Source organism: Mycoplasmopsis citelli, from assembly GCF_900660645.1.
Taxonomy (GTDB): domain Bacteria; phylum Bacillota_I; class Bacilli_A; order Mycoplasmatales; family Metamycoplasmataceae; genus Mycoplasmopsis; species Mycoplasmopsis citelli.
Map to the genome: position 1 here is coordinate 311,974 of NZ_LR215036.1, position 20,272 is coordinate 332,245.

General features: G+C 26.0%; 4 protein-coding genes. All 4 read right to left on the minus strand.

Features of this window, described 5'->3' with window-relative positions:
- Positions 1-12: 12 nt before the first annotated feature.
- The 4 genes from EXC58_RS00935 to EXC58_RS00950 all read right to left on the minus strand — a co-directional run bounded on the left by EXC58_RS00935 (position 13) and on the right by EXC58_RS00950 (position 20,030).
- The gene (locus EXC58_RS00935) at positions 13-1,635 is read right to left on the minus strand and encodes a hypothetical protein (protein WP_129725197.1); all 1,623 of its coding nucleotides are present in this window, start codon (positions 1,633-1,635) and stop codon (positions 13-15) included.
- A 187-nt stretch (positions 1,636-1,822) separates the two neighbouring features.
- Positions 1,823-3,619: a hypothetical protein gene (locus EXC58_RS00940; RefSeq protein ID WP_129725198.1), complete on the minus strand. Its 1,797-nt coding sequence runs from the start codon at positions 3,617-3,619 to the stop codon at positions 1,823-1,825.
- Between the two features lie 130 nt (positions 3,620-3,749).
- Complete coding sequence (locus tag EXC58_RS00945) at positions 3,750-12,281, minus strand: rhoptry family protein (protein WP_129725199.1); 8,532 nt, start codon at positions 12,279-12,281, stop codon at positions 3,750-3,752.
- Between the two features lie 12 nt (positions 12,282-12,293).
- Positions 12,294-20,030: a rhoptry family protein gene (locus EXC58_RS00950; protein WP_129725200.1), complete on the minus strand. Its 7,737-nt coding sequence runs from the start codon at positions 20,028-20,030 to the stop codon at positions 12,294-12,296.
- Positions 20,031-20,272: the final 242 nt, after the last annotated feature.

The following is a 20,272-nucleotide window of genomic DNA, read 5'->3' on the forward strand; positions in this document are numbered from 1 at the left end:
GAAGATGAAAAATTACTTTTTCAAAAATTCACTCATAGCTGGAAAAAGGTCTAAAGCAGGAAATAATCCTGTATCAATAAAGTGTTTATAAACAGTATAAAGCTCTTTTCGGTTGGCTTCTTGACCTTGGGTACCAGAGTAGTGAAAATCTCTTTTAATAATATTAAAAGTATCTGAAATTGGGAAATTATTTGGATCAACAAAAAGCATAGCTTTTTCTAAAGGTATTTTAAATTGGGCTTGGAGCATAACAATAGTAGCTAGTAATACTGTTGAAGTTGGTTGAATTCCGAATAATTTTGTTTTAAATTTGCCACTAGCAAAGTCATTTTTCTCAAATAAAATTGATTCATTATTTTCTAGAGCTTGCATATCTAAAGCCAGCATATTTTCTCACGAAATTGATGGATCTAAAATAATTGCTTCTTTCTCATGTCCATTAGTAAATTCCTTAATATATTCAAGTGCTTGATTTCCTTTATAAACAGGATGAAGTTTGTAAAAGTAATTGTATTGTTCAGGAGGATAAAGCTCTAAAATTTTGTTAAAATATGCGTGCAATTCTTTTCGAGATAAAGTATCAGATTTAATTCGTCATGGACCATCTTTGTCTTGTCTGAATAAACTTGAACCAACAAAAACTAAATTCTTTTTAGTTTTATCAAGATTTTGCTTCCCATCAACAATTAAATCATCTAACTTTTTGTTATGTAAATTAACTAATTTATTGTAATCACTTAAAAATTCATCTTGATTAAGCTGTGGTAAATCTTTGGTAACATTTAAATAATTTAACGGATAATCATAAACATTAATTTTGGCTCATTCAAAACCTTCTTGTTCCAATTGATCATTAAAACTTTTGTCATATTTTCCTGATAAATTGTAGATTTTAAACTTATCTTCAAGAGTGTAAAAGTGATGATAATCGATTTTTTGTGGATTAGTAGTTTTTAAGCTATCTCAGGCTTTGAGTAATTCCTCTTTTGAAAAATGTGTTTTTTGATTTTTAACTCATTTAATATAATTATCATTAATAAATTTATATGGTTGAGCATTTCCATCACTTAAAATAACAATTTTATTAGCATGTGCAAGCATAAAATCTCTAACTTCTGGTTTTAGAGCAGTAAAAGAAATATCTGGAATGTAAAAATCAAATAGCTTAACTCCCCTATCTAAATATGGTTTTAAATATGCTTGGAGCTCTTCTAATTTTCTAGGTATAATCGAATAATCTACAAAGCGAAAATCATCTAAATATTTAGAGTTATCTAGTAATAATAATTGTCCTGGCTTAATATTAAAATTTTGCTGATAGTTTTTAAGTGCTACATCACCATATTTTGCAAGTAAATGCTCAAAGTTAAATCTTTGAGATTGATTTTCTAGTGTTTTTTGATATGAATTAACATCTGAATCAATTAAATATACCACATCATTATAAGAATTTTTCGTTTCTTGCTTATTAATAAGTTGCAACTGGGCAACCATGGCAATAAAACTAGAAATAAAAAATTGGGAAGCATTTCGAGAAATGAATACACTTGGATATTCATTATTTGCTGAATCAATGATTTCGTTATTAAATTTTTGAAAATTTAAAGTTTGTTGACTTTGAATTTCTTGTTTCAAATTAGAAGAATTATTAGGGTTCTCTAAAGAGGGTTCTCTAAAGAGGGTTCTCTTTTAGTTTGTACACTATTACTGCAACTTGCTCCAATAATTGAACTCGAAAGTAACAATGGAGTGAGTAATCATCTTTTTTTCATGATAAAATAAAATTCCTTTTTAAATCAATATATTAAAATTATATTAAATTTTATTTGAGGAATTCACTCATTGCTGGAAATAATTCTATAGATGGAAAAAGTCCAGTTTCAATAAAATGTTTATAAACTTTATAAAGTTCTTTCCGATTTGCTTCCTGACCATCATTTCCAGTGTAGTGAAAATCCCTTTTAACAATATTAAAAGTATCTGAAATTGGGAAGTTTTTCGGATCAACAAATACCAGTGCTTGTTCTAAAGTAATCTTAAACTGTGCTTGAAGCATAACAATAGTAGCTAGTAAAACTGTTGAAGTTGGTTGAATACCAAATAATTTTGTTTTAACTTGTCCGCTAGTAAAGTCATCTCTATCAAATAAAACTGATTCATTATTTTCTAGAGCCTGCATATCTAAAGCCAACATATTTTCTCACGAAATTGATGGATCTAAAATAATTGCTTCTTTCTCATGACCATTAGTAAATTCCTTAATATATTCAAGAGCTTGATTTCCTTTATAAACAGGATGAAGCTTGTAAAGGTAATTATATTGATCAGGAGGATAAAGATCTAAAATTTTGTTAAAATATGCGTGCAATTCTTTACGAGATAAAGTGTCAGATTTAATTCGTCATGGACCACCTTTGTCTTGTCTAAATAATGAAGAACCTGTAAAAACGATATTCTTTTTGGATTTATTAAAATTTTGTTTTCCAGCAACGATTAAATCCTCTAATTTTTTATTATCTAAATTAACTAACTTATTATAGTCACTTAAAAATTCTTGTTCATTAAGTTGTGGTAAATTTTTAGTTATATTTAAATAATTTAGTGGATAATCATAAATATTAATTTTAGCTCACTCAAAACCTTCTTTTTCCAATTGATCGTTAAAACTTTTGGCATATTTTCCGTTTAAATTGTAGATTTTAAACTTATCCTCTAAAGTATAAAAATAATGAAAATCGATTTTTTGTGGGTTGCTAGTTTTTAAGCTGTCTCAAGCTTTGAGCAATTCTTCTTGCGAAAAATGTGTCTTTTGGTTTTTAACTCATTTAATATAATCATCATTAATAAATGAATATGGCTGAGCATTTCCATCACTTAAAATAACAATTTTATTGGCATGCTCTAAAATAAAATTACGCACTTGCGAATTTAAGGCAGTAAAGGAAATATCTGGAATATAAAAATCAAATAATTTTACTTGTTTATCTAAATAAGGTTTTAAATATCCTTGAAGTTCAGTAAGATTTCGTGGATAAACTGAATAATTTTGATAACCAGAAAGATTTAGATAATTTGGATTATCTAAAGCTAATAATTTGCCTTTATCAACATTATAATTATTGTTTTGATCAGTTAAAGTAACATCTCCGTATTTATCTAATAAGTGTGCAAAATTAAAACGTTGCATTTCTTTTTTTGAAGTTTTTTCATATGAATTAACACTAGAATCAATTAAATAAATTACATCATTATGTGGTTTTTGTTTTTCTATTTTACTGATTAATTGTAATTGAGCAACCATGGCAATAAAACTAGAAATAAAAAATTGTGAAGCATTTCGTGAAATAAATACACTTGGATATTCATTATTTGCTGAATCAATGATTTCGTTATTAAATTTCTCAAAATCTAATGTTGAATTAATTTCTTTGTTAAAATCAACATTTGTAGAAGCATTAGTATTGGTTTCTCCTTGATTGGTTTCTCCTTGATTGGTTTCTCCTTGATTGGTTTCTCCTTGATTGGTTTCATTTGTAGTTTGCGCTTTTGCACTACTGCATTGAGTACTAATTAATGATCCTGATAGTAAAATAGGTGCGAAAATTCAGCGTTTCTTCATATCTTAATTATAATCTAAAAAAGAAATAAAACCCACCACTGTAAGCTAGTTTTAATATCTAGATTACAGTGGTGGGTTTTAAATTATAATTTTTTAGAGTGTTTATTTCTTATTAAATAAGGTTAATTAATTAGCGAATTTTAAATCAAAATTTATTAATCATAGCGGAAGTTAAAGCAATTCGAGCTGTTGCTTTTTTAAGTTGATTCCCACTTGCTTTTCAATCTTTATTTGGAAGTGGTCTTAAGGAAGCTGAACTTGGAATACTGAAATTAGTTCGATAAACAGTACTTTGTCCACCATTAATTGGAAATATAGGGTATCCGCCAAAAGCTTCATTTTTTGTTGTTGGCAATCAGTTAGTAACACTATAAGAATTTGTTATAAAAATTTTATTATTAAAGGAAGCAAAAATTGAAAATGCTTTAGCTAAGTCTTCAGGTTTTGGTTGATAATTTTTAATATTTCCTCCAAAACTAGTTCAAAAATTACTTAAAAATTCTTTATCAACGCTTTTTAAAGAAGCGTCCGTTTTGTAATTGCTTAAACTTTGTTTTAAAGCATTTTTATCAAAAACAAATAAACTATTTTCAGTTCACGAATTATAAAAGTAAACCTTTCTTTTGACAACATCATAATCAATATTAAAGAAATACAAATTTAAATTTAATCCAGTTGGTAAACGATTTGGAGGGGTGTTATATCAATAATATGGGTCATTATAAATGTTATAATGCCCTGTTTGCCTATGAACAAAAAGCTCCTCATATGTTCCAGGTTGATAATCTCCAACAATACCACCATAACCTGGTAATCCAGTAAGAAATCCACCATTTAATTGTAAAAAGGCAAATCCTTTTTCTTGATCACTTGGGATAATATTTAAAACCTCAAAATCTTTATTTGAAGTTAGAGATATATTATAAGTAATTGGGATAGTCAGTTGATTTTCAAAATCAAAACCATATTTACTATGTGTATTACGATTGTTTTTATCTAAATATGCACTTAATCTAGATGCTGTTTTGCCATTTTGAGTGCTTGTAGTTGTATAGCGGATATTTTGTAAATTTGCATCACTTGAATTGTTTAAACTACTTAAATAATTATCATTTGGTGTAATTACATTAGTGTCTAATTTTCTGCTATTATTAGCGTTTAAACTAAAAATTGCTTCATTCATTTTATTATACACTTTAGTAATAACATCATTTTTAACACTAGAAGCATTGCTTACACTTGGATCTGATATTTGCGGAATATTTCATCCTGCTTCATCAACATCTAAAACTTCAACTTTAGTATTAATTCCGGCTTTATTGTTATTAATGAAAATACTTGTTGTTTGATTTGGAATGGCAATAGTATCTAAAGTTTTAAAGGTAATTACTATTTCTTTTTCAATTTTTAACTCCCCAATATTAGTATTATTTGATTCATAAGAATACACAACTTTAGCTTTAAGTGACTGACGATCAACTTCATCTTGGGTTTGAGCCACTAAATCAAATCAACCATTAGCAGAATATTTTTTAATATATACTTTCAATTTTGATGCTGAAAAAATTGATTTTAAATCAGTATCATCTTTAATGTCTTTATTAGTATAGGCAAATTGCTCAAACATATCTAAAAAGGTATCATTATTATCTATTTGAACTAAATCATTTTGAGCATTATGACTTAAAACTTCAAATCTTTTTATAAATTCTTTTCGAGTAACATCATCTTTGGCAATTATGACTTTATATTTATGATTAAAAGCTCCATCAAGTCCGGCTTCACGAGGAGTAAGAGGGTTTGACTTTTTTGGATCATCATTTAGCGAACTAAGTAACATTTGTTTATTTTGATCTTCTTTAATTCAATTGTTATATTCAGTGATTTTATTTAATAATGTGCTTAAAGTATTATCTAAAGAATTAGTTCTATTTAGAGTAGTAAAATCAAAATTTTCAGTAGTTACGCTGTTTAAAGTAGTTAAAATTTCTTGCTTAAAGTTATTAAAAGCGTTTTTAATTGCATCAGTATCATCTGAAGAAGTGTTATATCTAATAGTTTCAAAAAGATCAGCAAAGACTTCTTTAAGAGGATTTTTTGCTAGTGCATTAGTTACTGCATCTTTAACACTTGAAACTAAGTTCAAAAAACTTTGATTAAAAGTATTAACAAGAGTGGCAAAATTAGCTAGCGAACCTGAATCGTTTTTATTTTCTAAAGTTTGATAAATGTTATTTAGATCTTCGTATTGATTTTTAAAAGTATCGTATTGATTCTCAAGATCTTCGATATTATTATCTTTAAATAAATTGTAATTTTGACCAGTTATATTAGCTTTTAAAGTGTCAAATTTATTAATTAATTTAACATAAAATCCACCTTGATCACTTCCTTGTTGAGCTTTAAATTTTTCAGCAAATTTTTCTTTAAGTGAATTTATAAAATTCTTTAAAATACTTTGATAATCTCCATTAATAATACTTACTAATGAATTGATTTTTTGTTCATAATTATTAATATTGCTAAAATCAAGACCTAAAGCAGAATTAATTTTATCTTTTAAATTAACGATGTTTTGGTATAAAGAATTATCTACATACACACCAGCACGAACAATTGTTTTACTTGGAGCAAAATCATTAACATAATTTAAAACCTTATTTTTAATATTTTCGACAACATTAAGTGCTTTGGTGTATAAATCAAAAATTTGTAAGTTAGCTACTTCTTTAGCATTACTTAAATAAACATTAACTTTTGAGTATGATAAAGAATCTTTACTTTGAATTGCAGTTTCTAAATCAGTAATTCCTTTTGCAACAAAATTATCAACATACAAACTTTGAGTACTGCTAGAATTAACATGACTTTTTGTAGTATCAAAAAATTCTTTAATTTTTTCATTAGCACTTTTTTGTTGTGCTAATTGGTCTTTTTTAGCAATGATTAATCGATCAATAGTTGCTTTAATTGTGTTAGAAAGTTGGATTTTAGCTTCTTCATTATTGTCATTGCTAGCTAAAGTCGCGATCACTCCAGATGGTCCATTAATTAAATTTTTAATTTGATTAAAGATTGTTTGAACTTCAACATTATCCAAAGTTGAATCCTGTAAAGCGATAAAACCAAGAGCTTGATTATTTTCTCTTTGCAAATCAATAGCATTATTAAGAGTATATTCAATTAAAGAATTTTTCACTTCTTGACCTTCATTTGATTGAATATCTTTTACATCTCTAAAGTAAATTTTAAATAATGCTTCTAAATTGGTATTTGGTGCATTATATGCACTAATAAATTGATCTAATTTATTTTGAATTACTCTTTTTTGATCTGCAGTTAAAGTAAAATCATTATCAAATTTAATTTTAACTGCATCATATTTGCTTAGTAAATTCAATTTAAAATGCATATTAGTTAATTTTTGAGTAAGATTTTCAATTGAATTTTCACCTGTAATAACCATTTTTGTAGCATCATTATAATATCCATAAGCTTGATTAATTAGTTTATTAGCTTCATTTTTTGCATCAATAACTAATTTTTCATTGCTAGTAAGAATATTATTATAGGCATTTAACTCATAAGCTTTTTGAGCTAAATTTTTGAGCTTATCTAAGTTATTTTCAATTACATTAACTTTATTTCGAATAATGTTTAACTCACCACTTTCATTTGGAGAAATTGTCAGTGTGTTTTGAGTGTTATTTTCTTTTTCTAAAATATCCAAAAAATTAGCTAAATCATTTTTAAACTTATCGTGAACTAATGGAGTAAATTCAATTTTCTTTAAATGGGCGATTTTTTCATTTGTTTGATTGCGATAATTACTTTTAGCTTCAATTAGAGATAATTTAAGATTAATTTCTTGAATAATTTTATTAGTTAAATCCTGATATTGATCTACACTTTTACCACTTTGAGAATTTAAGTTAAATAAATCATTAACCAAATAATGATTTTGAGTTTCTCTACCAAGCGAAGAGTTTAAATAAACTTCACTTTGAGGGATACTATCTCACACTAGTGAAAGAGCGTCATTTAAATCATGAGCTGAACTTGGAGAATTGTGAGCCAATAATGCATTAGTAAATGTTAATACATCTTGATCGGTTTGAATAATATTTTTAAAGAAGTTAGCTTTTTGAATTAAAACTTCAATTTGACTAACAGCTTCTTGATTATACTCATTATTATTTGCTGCATTTTCAAAGTTATCTAAATAAGTATTAATTTTACTAAGTTTATCAAGTCCTGATTTACCATTTAAACTTTGTAAATTAAAAGAAGGTTTGTTAATTAAAACTTTAATTTCAGATAATTTAGTGGCCAGTTGATCTGAAACATTTAATTTTTGAATAATAAAATTAATTTGATTACTTAATTGAGTGTAAAATTCAATGTTATTTGCTTGATTATTTGGTTTATCTTTGAAATAATTTTCTCTTGCTTGATTAATAAACTCATTAAGCTTTTGTGAATATATACCAATTAAATTTGAGCTTGAATTTTGCAATGAACCTAAGGTACTTTTAGCTTGATTTACACTAATAGCTAGTTGGGCTAATGCTGGAATTTCGTCTTTGATACGATTAACTTCAGTTAATAAATCTTTTGAAGTGATGTTTGGCACTTCTGTTTTAATTTTGTTAACATAAGTGTTTAATTTAGTTTCAATATCAGTATCATAAGTAGCTCCTAAAGCATTGTTTAGTAATTTCGCAACACCATATGATCCATTATTTAAATCAGTATTTTCTAAAGTAGCAAGAATATTTTCGCGAATTTCTTCAATTTTAGCTTCATTAAGATAGGTTTTATATAATGAAGTATGTTTTTCTTCAATTTGATTTAAAGAATCTGTAGAAATAAATAAAGAATTTTCAATTGAAGTTGTTAGATTACTTTGATCTTGATTTTTAGTTACATAATCAGCAATTCGTTTTTGTAAATTAAATAACTTATCAAATGCAATAATCTTTTGATTAATTTCTTTAGTGTTCTCTAAATTCAAGTTATTTGAATTTAAATTATCAGTAATACTTGTTTTAAATAACTCAAAAGTTTTTTTAATTTTTGTGTGTAAATCACTACTTCCAAAAGCACTAGAAGAAACAATAATTTGCAGATCATTTAATTTATTCAAAGCTAAATCTTTTTGGTAACCGATTTCAAGTTTAATTACAAAATTATTAATATCATTAGTATCAAAAATGCTTTTTTGACCTGATTGCTTAGCTTTGTCATATTCACTTTGAGCAACACTAAAATAGGTGTTAAAAGAATATTTAGGATTGGTGGTTTGTAACTTTTTAGCATTATTACTTAAAAATGTTTCTTTTGCATTAGTTTTAATAATTGCTTGATTAAATGCATCTAAAAGACCTTTTTTAGCGGTTTTGTATTGCTTAATTTTAGCTTCAAATTGAGCTTTTTGAAACTCAATTTGTGCTACAGATAATTCATTATCATAAATAAGTGAATTGCTTTCTTGTTCAACTAAAGCAATATAACTTTTAAATGATGCATAAATTTTTGAGTCTTTATTTTCTTCTAAAATTGCATTTAATCCTTGAACAACTTTAAGAAATTCATTTTTAGCCTCAATAACTGATTTTGCTTTACTTAAAATCTCAATTTTAGCATTGATTTGATCTTTTTCATCACTGAGTGATAAATTGTTATTAGTAAGTAATTTTTCAATAGAATCTGATAAGGCTTTAGTTGGTCCTTGATTATACAAATTATATAAATCAAGTAATTGCGAAGATTTATCAGCTAATTTTTTTAATAGTTCCATTTTTTCGCTGGCAATAATGGCTTTTTGATAATTAGGTTGGCTTTTTTGAACTAAAACATAATTAGCAATTGCTCCAAGATTTGTAAAATAATTGTTATTACTGAGCGTAGTTTGAGTTTTTTTAGTTGCTTGAATTAAATTATTAATTTCTTCAATTTTGTCTTGCTCATAAGCAAGTAAAATTTCATCTCCTCGATTAAATAGCTCATCTTTTTTGTTTTTAAATAATTGCTCATTTGGAATTTTGTTTGAATTATTTAAGTGATCCATTAACTCGTCAGCGGATTTAATTTCTTCTTGAGCAGTAGCTATTGCTTGATTAGTTTTGATTCCTATATATGGTGCTGATGCGTGTTCTCCGATAATTGTGAGTAAACGTTTTTTATTTATTTCTAATTCATATAAAAATGGAGTAATAACAATTAATTGATTCGCTTTTAAGATTGCATCTCTTTGTTCTTGAGGGCTTAAATTATTTGAAGAATTATTCAAAAGCTCATTGTAATTTTTTAGTAAATTTTGAGTTCCTTGCGAAGAATAATCATTTTGATAATTTGTTTTGATGCTAGTTTTTAATTTTGCTAATGTTTGACTTAATAAAAAATCAAGATCTGCTTCATTTAGGTCTTTAATTGCTTTTTGTAGTTGGTTTTGAGTGGCAATAATTTGGTCATTAGTTGCATTTGGATTTTCATAAAGTTCCTTTAATTGTGCATGAACTTCTTCAAGTATTTCTATATATGGTTTAAATACATTTGCATTGACACTAGCTTTTTTCTCAGCTAAAGTAGATAAAGCTTCTTTATCAAGAAGTGATAATTTACGAAAATCATTAGCTGTATTAGTTAAATTTTTTAATTTTGAATTAAGATCTAAAATATCTAGTTCCAATTTATCATCTCCATTTCCGGAGTTAACTTTATTACGAAGTTGCTCTAAATTTTGTTTATACTTGTTATATAAATTGATTCGTTTTTGTTCATTTTCAGTTGGTACATAACTATCATCATTATTTGAAAAGGCAAATTTTAAATAATCATCAGTAAAAGATGAAAAAATTTCGGCATGACTTTGTTTGTTTGCACTAATTAGATTTTGAAGTTTAGTTTCATAAATTTTGATTTGACTAATAATTTCAGCAGAAGAAATTGGATTAAAATCTTTAGCCATTTTTAGAGATTGTTCATTTAATTTCTTTACTTCCTTAATAATTACTTCATTTTTTGGATTATTTAGCGTTTCAAGAATTTTAACTTCGTGTTCTAATAAAGGAATTAATTCTTTTAAATTGATTTTTAAAATAGTTCTTAAAGTTTCATTAAGCTTATTTTTAACTGTTTTTAAATAAGCTATTGAGATATTATTTGAATAAGTTTTAATAACTTCATTATTTAATTGATTAAGTTGATTTTGAATATCTTTACTGGTAAATTTTAAGTTTTTAACTTCAGTAATTTGACTTTGAATTAGTTGTAATTCGTTATTTAAGTAAGTTAAATCTTCAAGTTCTTTAATTTGAGTACTGTAACAAGCAAATAACTGATCAACTAATTGTTTTATCGGTAAATTTTTATTAACAATTAATTGAAGTTGTGAATTAATTAAAGTGGCTTTGGTTTTGCTGATAATACGATTTTCTAAAGACTGATTAGTTTTAGTGGTTAATTCTTCAATTAAGGAGTTTGCAAATTTTAATGAGTAAAAATCACTAAATAAATTATTTTTAGCTGATATAAGTTTTTGCTTATCATTAATTGATGCTACTTGCAAAATTAATAAATTTAGATCATTTTTATTAAAACTTAGCATTGAATTAAAATTATTTACATAAGCAGATAAATCTTTAATTACTTGCTGAATTTCTGCTACTGTTTTTTGACTATCGGAAATTTGTTCATAAAAAGTCACTACACTGTTGCGAATTTGGTTAATATTTGCTTTAGTTAGGGCTAAATTAAGATTAATTTTAGCCGAATCTAAAAACTTTTGGATGTTTTGTTTTTCTGTTGCATTATATGCAGAGTTATGAACATAAGGTTGAATTTGTTTTAAGTATTCATTAATTTCGTTAATTTCATTTTGTGAACTATTAAGAACAAGTTGCAGTTTTTCAACTTCACTACTTGTATCTTGAGAAGCAATTTGAATTTCATTTAAACGTATATCAGTGCTAATAATTCGAGAATATAAATGACTAAGGGATGAAGTGGTATCTTTTTTTAGTCCTTCAAAAGGAAGATTATCAAGCATATTAGCAGTTCCTTCAAGAAGAACAATATATGGAGTTAAAGCATCATTTTGCTGTTTAACTAATTTAGTAATTTCTTGTGATAAATTCGTTAAATACTCACTTTTTTGGGAATTATTAGTATTATGTAAGTTTTCAAAAAACTTAATACTTTGATCCTGTTTACGTTGAGTTAAAGCACCTTTTAAATCAAGTTCACGAATACGATTTTCTTGATTGGAAATAATTTTATTTCAAAATGTTGCTAATTCTTGACCTTTAAAATTCAAATTATTTAAGTGTGCAATATAAAAACTAAATGCCTTTTCTTGAGCTAAATCCAAAGCAACTAATTTCTCATGAAGTTTTTTATTTGGATCTTTTCATTGATTTTTAGCTCCTGAATAAGACTGAATAATTTTATCTTTTTGTCCTTGAGACTCTTCAATATAAGGAGAGTAAATTTTAAATAAGTTTTCTCCTTGAAGAAAATTGCCATAAACTGTAGATAAATTAACATTTTCATTAGAGTGAATTGCGTATAAAGTCACTCCCATACCAACAGTAGCTGAAGCCACTATAGCAGATGATATAATTAATGCTTTAGTTAGTTTTTTGTTTTTGATTTTAAACATAATTTCTCCTAATTAATGAACTTTAAATTTAATGTTAAAGAATCCGTTTTGTCCAATAGCATTTATAAAGTCACTTTCTCCAATTCCTTTGTTTTTTCCTGAAATATTTTCAATTGTCTCAATTAAATTATCAGCAGACCATAAACGAGAACCACCTTTTCTTCTTTTTTCATTTAAAGCTTTAAAAGATAATCCTTCTAAATCTCTATATCCAATTTTACTCATGACATATCTAAAGAAATTTTGATCTTGTTTAGTTTTATTATCACTTTTTCCTCTAGATGAACGCTTAAAGAAGAAAACGTGTCTTAAAACATCATTGTTTCCTCCAAGAGTTATATTTTGAGAATTAGATGTTTGATTTTTGTCAAATCTATTTAAAATTTGTCAAGTGATTACCATTAATACTTTTCCTTCATTGTTATCTTTCTGCATAGGAATTCCAATTACAAAAGGGAGAAATAATAAAATTTTTCCTTTATCTGTATTTGCGTTATATTTATATTGATATTGATTTGCTCAATCGTATTGAGTTTGTTCTTTTGATCCAATGTATTTTCTAGAATGATCTGCCACATTTTGATATTGAACTCCTTCATCAGAAGCAAAATTAGGATTTAGTGTTCTTCAAAAAATTTGATTTCCAACTTGGGTGTATCCTTTATAAGCATTAGTTAATTTAACTTTAATTCTAAAATCAGGTGAAGAAGTAGTGTTTTTTGAAGGATCTGCATCAATATCTTCGGTAATATCTTCAGAATAAAAATAAGTATTATTTTGAATTCCTTTAACTAAAGAATATTTATTAAAAGCACTAACTAAACGTGATGGTGCTTCCAAATTATTTCACCCAGCTTCTTCAGCTGTAAAAAGTGTTTCATTTAAATGAGCTTCATCAGAAATATTGTCTTTGGTAATACTAAAAGTATCAATTGTTTTAAAGTTTATTCCGACATTTTCAAATTTAACTCCAAAACTATGAACATTGCTAAAGGCACTATTTGAGTTATTTACTGAAGTAGGTTCAGTAAACCTAAAGTAAAGATCAATAAATCCTCTTCGAATTTTTGGATCATCTGTTAAGTGAGATTGCACATACTCAGCATTTGGATCAGTAGATGATTTATAAGCAAACACTTCAATATTATTAGTATTAAAAACTAAATCATTTCCTTTTAAAATATTGAATTTATCAAATAAATCTCCTAATAATCCACCACCGTTTGCATCAAATGAAGAATTTAATTTTTTCGCTTTATAAGTAATGCCATCAATAGTAATATTTTCTTCATTAATACTATTTTCTTGAAGAATTTTTTTAAAGGCTACCAATGTGGTACTTGCTTTTGCAATAATATCTTCATAATTGAATTTTCCGTCACTTTTTTGAGTTAAATACTCAAAAAATAAATTAATGTTATTTGGATCGGTAGTTCAGTTAAATAATTTGTAAGCTAAGTCAAATCCTTTAGTAATAGCACTAAAGATATCAACATCACTAGCTGAATTTGCTGTGAGATTATTTAATTCTTCGATACTTTCTAATGAAGGAGTTACAAGCTTGTTATATTCGCTTTTAACTAAAGTGAATTTATCTTGTTCTGGAGCAATATTAGGCTTAGCTTGAGTACTTGAAGCAAGATATTTTAACAAATTATTTAAATTTGCTCTTCCCTCATAGTCTGAAACCCCTGTAAGGAATTTCGATAAGGCTTTTTGTAAAGTATTTTGATCAGCATCACTGTTTCCAAAAACTAAATTAAGCAATTTTTCTTTGGCTTTAGATAATGCAACAACAATATTTTTATAATTATTAAAGTATGTTTGTCTCTCAGTGGTAATATTTGCTGGAGTATCAGTAGTAAATAAAACATTTGATTCATCAATTTCATTTTTTATATCACTTTGAGCAACGCTTATTAATCCATTCATTTCACTTAAAAAGTCATTAATTTTAGTTTCTAAATCATCTGTTTGTAAATGAGTATCTTTTAGAACTTTACGCACATTTTCAGATGAACTAGTATCACTTAATTGTTCTTTAATACGTGTTAGATTGCTAATTTTAATTAAAATTGAAGGAATTGATTTAATTGAAATGAGATTTTGATAATAATTAACAAATTCATCAGCTACCTTTGTTAAAGTTTCAATTGGTTCATTTCCACTAATATTTTTAATTCATTTTTTAAGATCATCTTCACTTTGATTTGCTTTATTTGCGTATTCTTTAGCTTTGGTATGAAGTGTATCAGCAGCAGTTGGATTAATTGCTTTTCCAAACGCAATTAAATCCGCTTGAGTAATTCCGGTTGTTTCAAAAATAAAACTTTGACTTACTCCATTGGTGTTTTGAGAGTTCAATAAAGTATAAAACTCATTGAATTTATTTTTATATGAATTGTATCTATGAGCTTCTCATTTAAAAACTACTACTTGTTGCTGGATATACTTTTCATGAGCGCTAATCAAATTAGTATTAAAGGTTTCTAATTTAGTTGGACTGGAAATATCAATATTTTCAAGCGGATCTAGAGCAACTGATTTAAAATCGCTTATCCGTGGAGAATTATTTACATTGGGAAAATGGTTATCAATATATTTGTCAAGCGATAAATGTAGCGATAAATCTCTTTTAGCTTTTTGAGTTTTTGCTTTTATAATCTGATCAAGCACTCCACTGTGAGAATTGTAAATCTCCGAAGCAATTTTAAGTTTTTGAGCTTCATTATGTGGATTTGCTCTTAAAATGGTGGTAGCTTCAGTTATTTTTGCTTCTAATTGAGTGTAAAGGTCTTGAATATCTCGAGGTTCATAATTTGGATTAGTGTTATGATGTTTTTTATAAGTATCCAAATATTGTTGCGCTTTGTAAATATTTGCTTGCAAAATTTGTGAGTTAATAAATGCAATAGTATATGAATTATCCGTTGAACCAGTAATATATTTTTCTAATAAGCGATCATAATCATCCTTAGTTTCCAAATTAGAATTTTTATTTAACTCAGCAAATGGTTTATTAAGAATTTCTAGTAAAGGAGCTTTAGCATCACTAGTTAGATATTCAGCATTTCCTGGAGTGGAGTTAAAATTATTTAAATCTTTTTGAATTTTAGCTATTGAAATAGCTAAATTTAAGCGAGCTACATATGTATCAAGCATTAAAATATTACGATCAAGTTGAATGTTATCTTTTAGAGTGTAATAATTTGACAAACCAGTATCTATTTGTGCTTGTAACATAGTTTTTGAAACAGTAACATTAACGTTACTTTGAATAATTGAATCTAAGCTATTTAATGAAGTAATTTTAGCATTAGCTTGGGTAATTAACTGAGCTATTTGCTTGTATTTATCAAAGAAAGCATCAATTTCAACTGCATTGCTAATTGCTTGATCAATTTGAGTTTTATCAGTAGCGCTACTAATTGCTTGAGCTTGAGTGTGGAAAAATTCATCAGCTTTATCTTTTAATTTCGTAAATTGTGATTCAATATTTTGGTTGCCACTTTGATAAAGTGTTTCAACTTCTTTAACTTTAATTCCTTTATCAGTTGCAGTATTGCTATATAAAAGATTAAGAGCTTTTTTGCGAGCTAAATATAAATCATATTGATTTTGAAACTCACTAACTAAAGTCGGAATTAATGTAGTGCTAATTTCGGTGGCATTTTTTGTAGTATCAGGAATACTTTTTAAAATAATATCAGCTAGTTTTTGAGCATCATTTTCAAATCCATAATTAAAGTTTGTTGCATTTTTATAGGTAAAATTTTTATATGAATTATCATTTAAAACTTGATTTTGAATATTTAGCTTTTCTTTTTGAATTGAAATTAAATCATTTAAAGAATTGATAGTATTTTTAATGTTAAATAATTTTACTTGAGTAATTGGAGTGCTATTTAACATTGTTGTTAAATGATCAAAATATGCTTCGAATTTAGTTTTAACTGATTGATCATTATCTTTATCAGCGGTTCCTGCAACGTATTGAGTTGGAATTTTACTTTTTTCACTTTTAATTAGATCGTATACTTGGACAAATTTATTAAATAAAACCATTTGTTCTTGTAAATTTTGTTCTTTTGAGATTAATTCTGAGGAACTGAGCGATAAATAAGAATTTTTATATCCATTATAAATATTTGAAATAGCAGTAATTATGCTTTGCTTCCCACTTTGATCAGTAGGTATACTTGTATTTGAATTTACTAAATTTTCAGCTTGCTTAGTAAGAATTGCTAATTCTTTTAAATTATTTTCTTTAAATTGGAATTCTCCAAGTAAATTGTCAATACTAATTAATTCATTTTTATTATTAACAGAATTTATTTTGCTTAAAAGTTCTTGTAATTTAGAATTAATTTGAGTTTTTAGATTTGTATCAATGTGATTATTATTAGCATTTAAAGCATCAAGTTTAGCATCAATATCAGTTTTATAGTTTGTAATTTTTTGAGATTGAGTTTCTTTTGCATCGTTAATCGAAACATTATCAAAATAAGCATCTCTAATTTGATTTGCTAAATCAAAAATACTTTCAGGAGTTTTTTCATATAAAATATTACCAGTTCCTTGATATGGAATTTTGTTATTCAGTTGGATAAAGAGATTGTTATTTGGTTTTTCAGAAGTTAATGCTTGTAAGTTAGTTTGATTTTTGTTAGTTTTTGAATTTTTTCCAAAATAATCAAAAACAACCTTAAATTGTGTAATTAAGGAATTTAGAGCCGAAAGTTTTTGGTAATCTCTTTTAATTTTAGCTAAATCTGATGTTTGATTGTAATTATTAACAGTGGTTTTTAAAGCATCAATTCAATTACTTATAATATCTTTTCATGAATTACTATAAGTATTTTTAATTTCTTCAGAATAACTATTAAATGGATCTAGCTTATTAATTAAATTAACTGAAGATTGAAGAAATTTATCCTTTGCATAAGCAAGTGGAAGTTCATCTAATTTAGCAATTAGTTGATCTGTCAAAGTAGTCTTTTTTCCACTATTATCAGTAGCATCTTTTAAAGTATTAAAATCAGCAAAAACTTTATCTATATGATTAGTAATTGTTAATCCATCAGCATTTTTTTGATTATCATATTCAGTTTTTTTACTATTTTTTAAATTTAGAGCTGCGTCTCAAGCATTTTGAATCTCATTTTTTTGACTAGTTGCATTTTTAATGTAAAAATCAATTTCATCTTGCAAGGTTACCAAGGTTGCTTTTGGGATATAAAATAGCTCAATTTGCTCTTTGTAATTTTGGATTTTGCTATCATAAGAACTAATCGCGTGATCAAAAATAGCGGAATTTCGGTCGCTTGATGTATAAATATTTTGCAATTTTTTTAGATGATTTTCAGCTTGAATACGATTTTCAATTTTATCAATTTCATCTGTTAAAATATGAGTTTTAAAATCAATTACACTAATACTATCTCCAAAATGAATTAAAGTATTAGTGGGTTCATTTGCAGTACCACTATTTGGTTTATCTAAAAGAGCCTTACGTAATGCTTCATAAGCAATTGGATTATCATTTTGATTAAGTTTTTGTAATTTATCCGCACTAGCTTTAAGAGTTTTAGCTAATTTTAAATAGTTTTTAATGTTATTTTCAAGTTCATCAACTTGAGCTTGGTTTTTGTTATTATCATTTATTAAATTTTGTGTTACTGTATTAATACTTTCAATTGAAGCATTAATATATAAATAAGGTTCTTTATTCATTAAATTTGAATCTGAAACTTTATTATCTTGAATTTCTTGATTAGTTTTTTGTAATGAAGCAACTGAAATAGCAAGTGATAAAGCTTTATGAGAATTATTAATTTCCTCAATTTTTGCTTTGATTTGGTTTTTATCAAAATTAGAATTAAACAAAGTGTTAATAAAAGAATCAAATTCAGTATTAAGTTTTTTAGCTTTACTAAATTCGCTTGTCTGAGCAAAATTAGAATCAGAATTTTCATTGCCAACTAATGCTTTTAAAGTGTTATTTTTAACTTCAAGATCTTTGACTAATTGAAGCGAATCCATTAATTGAGTAATTTTTTCATTAGCCTCTTTTCTTTCGGTATCACTTAAAGTAGTTGAACTCAATTGTTTTTGATACTCAGTTAACTTATCAAGAAGTTTCTTTTGCATTGTAGTTGGAGTACCGTTTAATGAATAAGGAGCAAAAGTTTGATTAATTTCCTTAATATTTTCTAATGGGGCTTTATTAATTTGATAGTAAATTTGTTTATCTTTATAATTTATGATAGCTTGAGTAATTTGTTGAGTAAGATCGCCTAAATTATTTACATTTATAGCATTATCTAAAGCACTTAAAATATTATTTTTAGCTTCTTTAATTTTTAAAATTTCACTTTCTAAATAAGCTTGCTCAGATTTTTTATTTTTTGAAGAATCAAGAGTTTGATCCCCTAAAGTTACTAATTTCTCTAATTTTTTTCAATATTCCGAAGTTTTTTCTAAATTATTAAGTCCATTATAAATTTCCTTAAATTTTGACTCTTTTTGTTCATTAGTTAAAGACGGATTTTGAGTTGTGAATTGACTTTGTTTTCTAAAGTCTTGAATTTGATTAAATAATTTTTTACCAAATGGTGAATTAATTTCTCCATTTTCATTAGCAAAAATATTAATTATTGAATTCTTTGTTTGGGTTTGTTGTAATAAAGATTTTTCGTATTCTTTGCTAATATGAATTTTTTTACGAGTTTCTTGATAAAGTTTAATTAATCTTTGTAAATCTTCTCTAATAGCAGCTGAATTAGTTGGAATTAAAGTTTGGGCTTGCTTGTTTAAAAAATTTAATTGGTTTTTAATATCACTAGCAATTAAATTATTATCACTAGTAAAAGATTGAGCAAAATCATATCAGTTTTTAAGTTCGGTTCGATTAATTTCTCTTAATTGATTTGACTTAATCCATAAAGCTTCATTTAATTGTTTAACTGATGGATTTGAATTAAGTAACTTATTAATTTCAAGATTAATTTCAGATAAACTTTTTTTATCAATATTAAAACCTTTATTAAGCGAATCTAAAACTTGCTCATTTAATTTTGATAACGAGTTTCGAAATAGCGAAGCTAATAAAACATTATCATAAATATTATTGTGTAATGAATTAAGTTTTTCTAAGTATTGATCAATATTATCAAAATCAGAATTAATAATGGTACTTAATGAATCACTAAAAGACTCAGCGTCAACTCCGCTAAGGGTTTTTTCGTTTAAATATTGCCCTATTTTACTTTTAATAGAACTAATTAAATTTTCAATATTTTTAACACTTGAAACTAAATTTGTCGCTTGAACAATGCTATTTAAAACATCGCCCTGAGTTTCTTTACGGCTATTTTGAATCTTTTGAATTTGTAAATTAACTAATTTTTGAATTTGCGGATCATTTGAAATGGATTTGAGATTATTTAAACTTACTGATAAATTTTCTAACAACTTATTTGTGTTAGGGGTTTCTCTAATAATTGTTTTAAGCTGATTATTAACTAAGTCATTTAAATAACTAATTTCTTTATCTTTATTTATAGCTAAACGTGGTGAAGGACTTAAAGCTTGATTTTTATAATTATCAATTCTATTTAAAAAATTCTTTTTTAGTGATTCATCAGCTTTTAAATCAATAACTTCATTACGAACTTTAATGACATTTTCAAGAAAATTATTTAATGATTTATTGAATTTTTCTTTATCTGTTGAGAGTTTATCAATCATTTGATCGTAAACTCTTTCATATTCAACTAATGCATCTCTTGAATATTGAGGTTGATTAAGTAAATTTAAGATTTGATCAATAGTAGAAAGTAAAGAACTTTTTTCTTGGGAACTAAATTTATTTGTGCTATTTTTAATGAGTTGCTCATGATTGGTCCAAATTTTAGTTTCAAGACCAATTGAAAAATCATTTTGTTGATCTATGAGCGGATCAACAATTTGATAAAAAGCTTTAAGAGCAT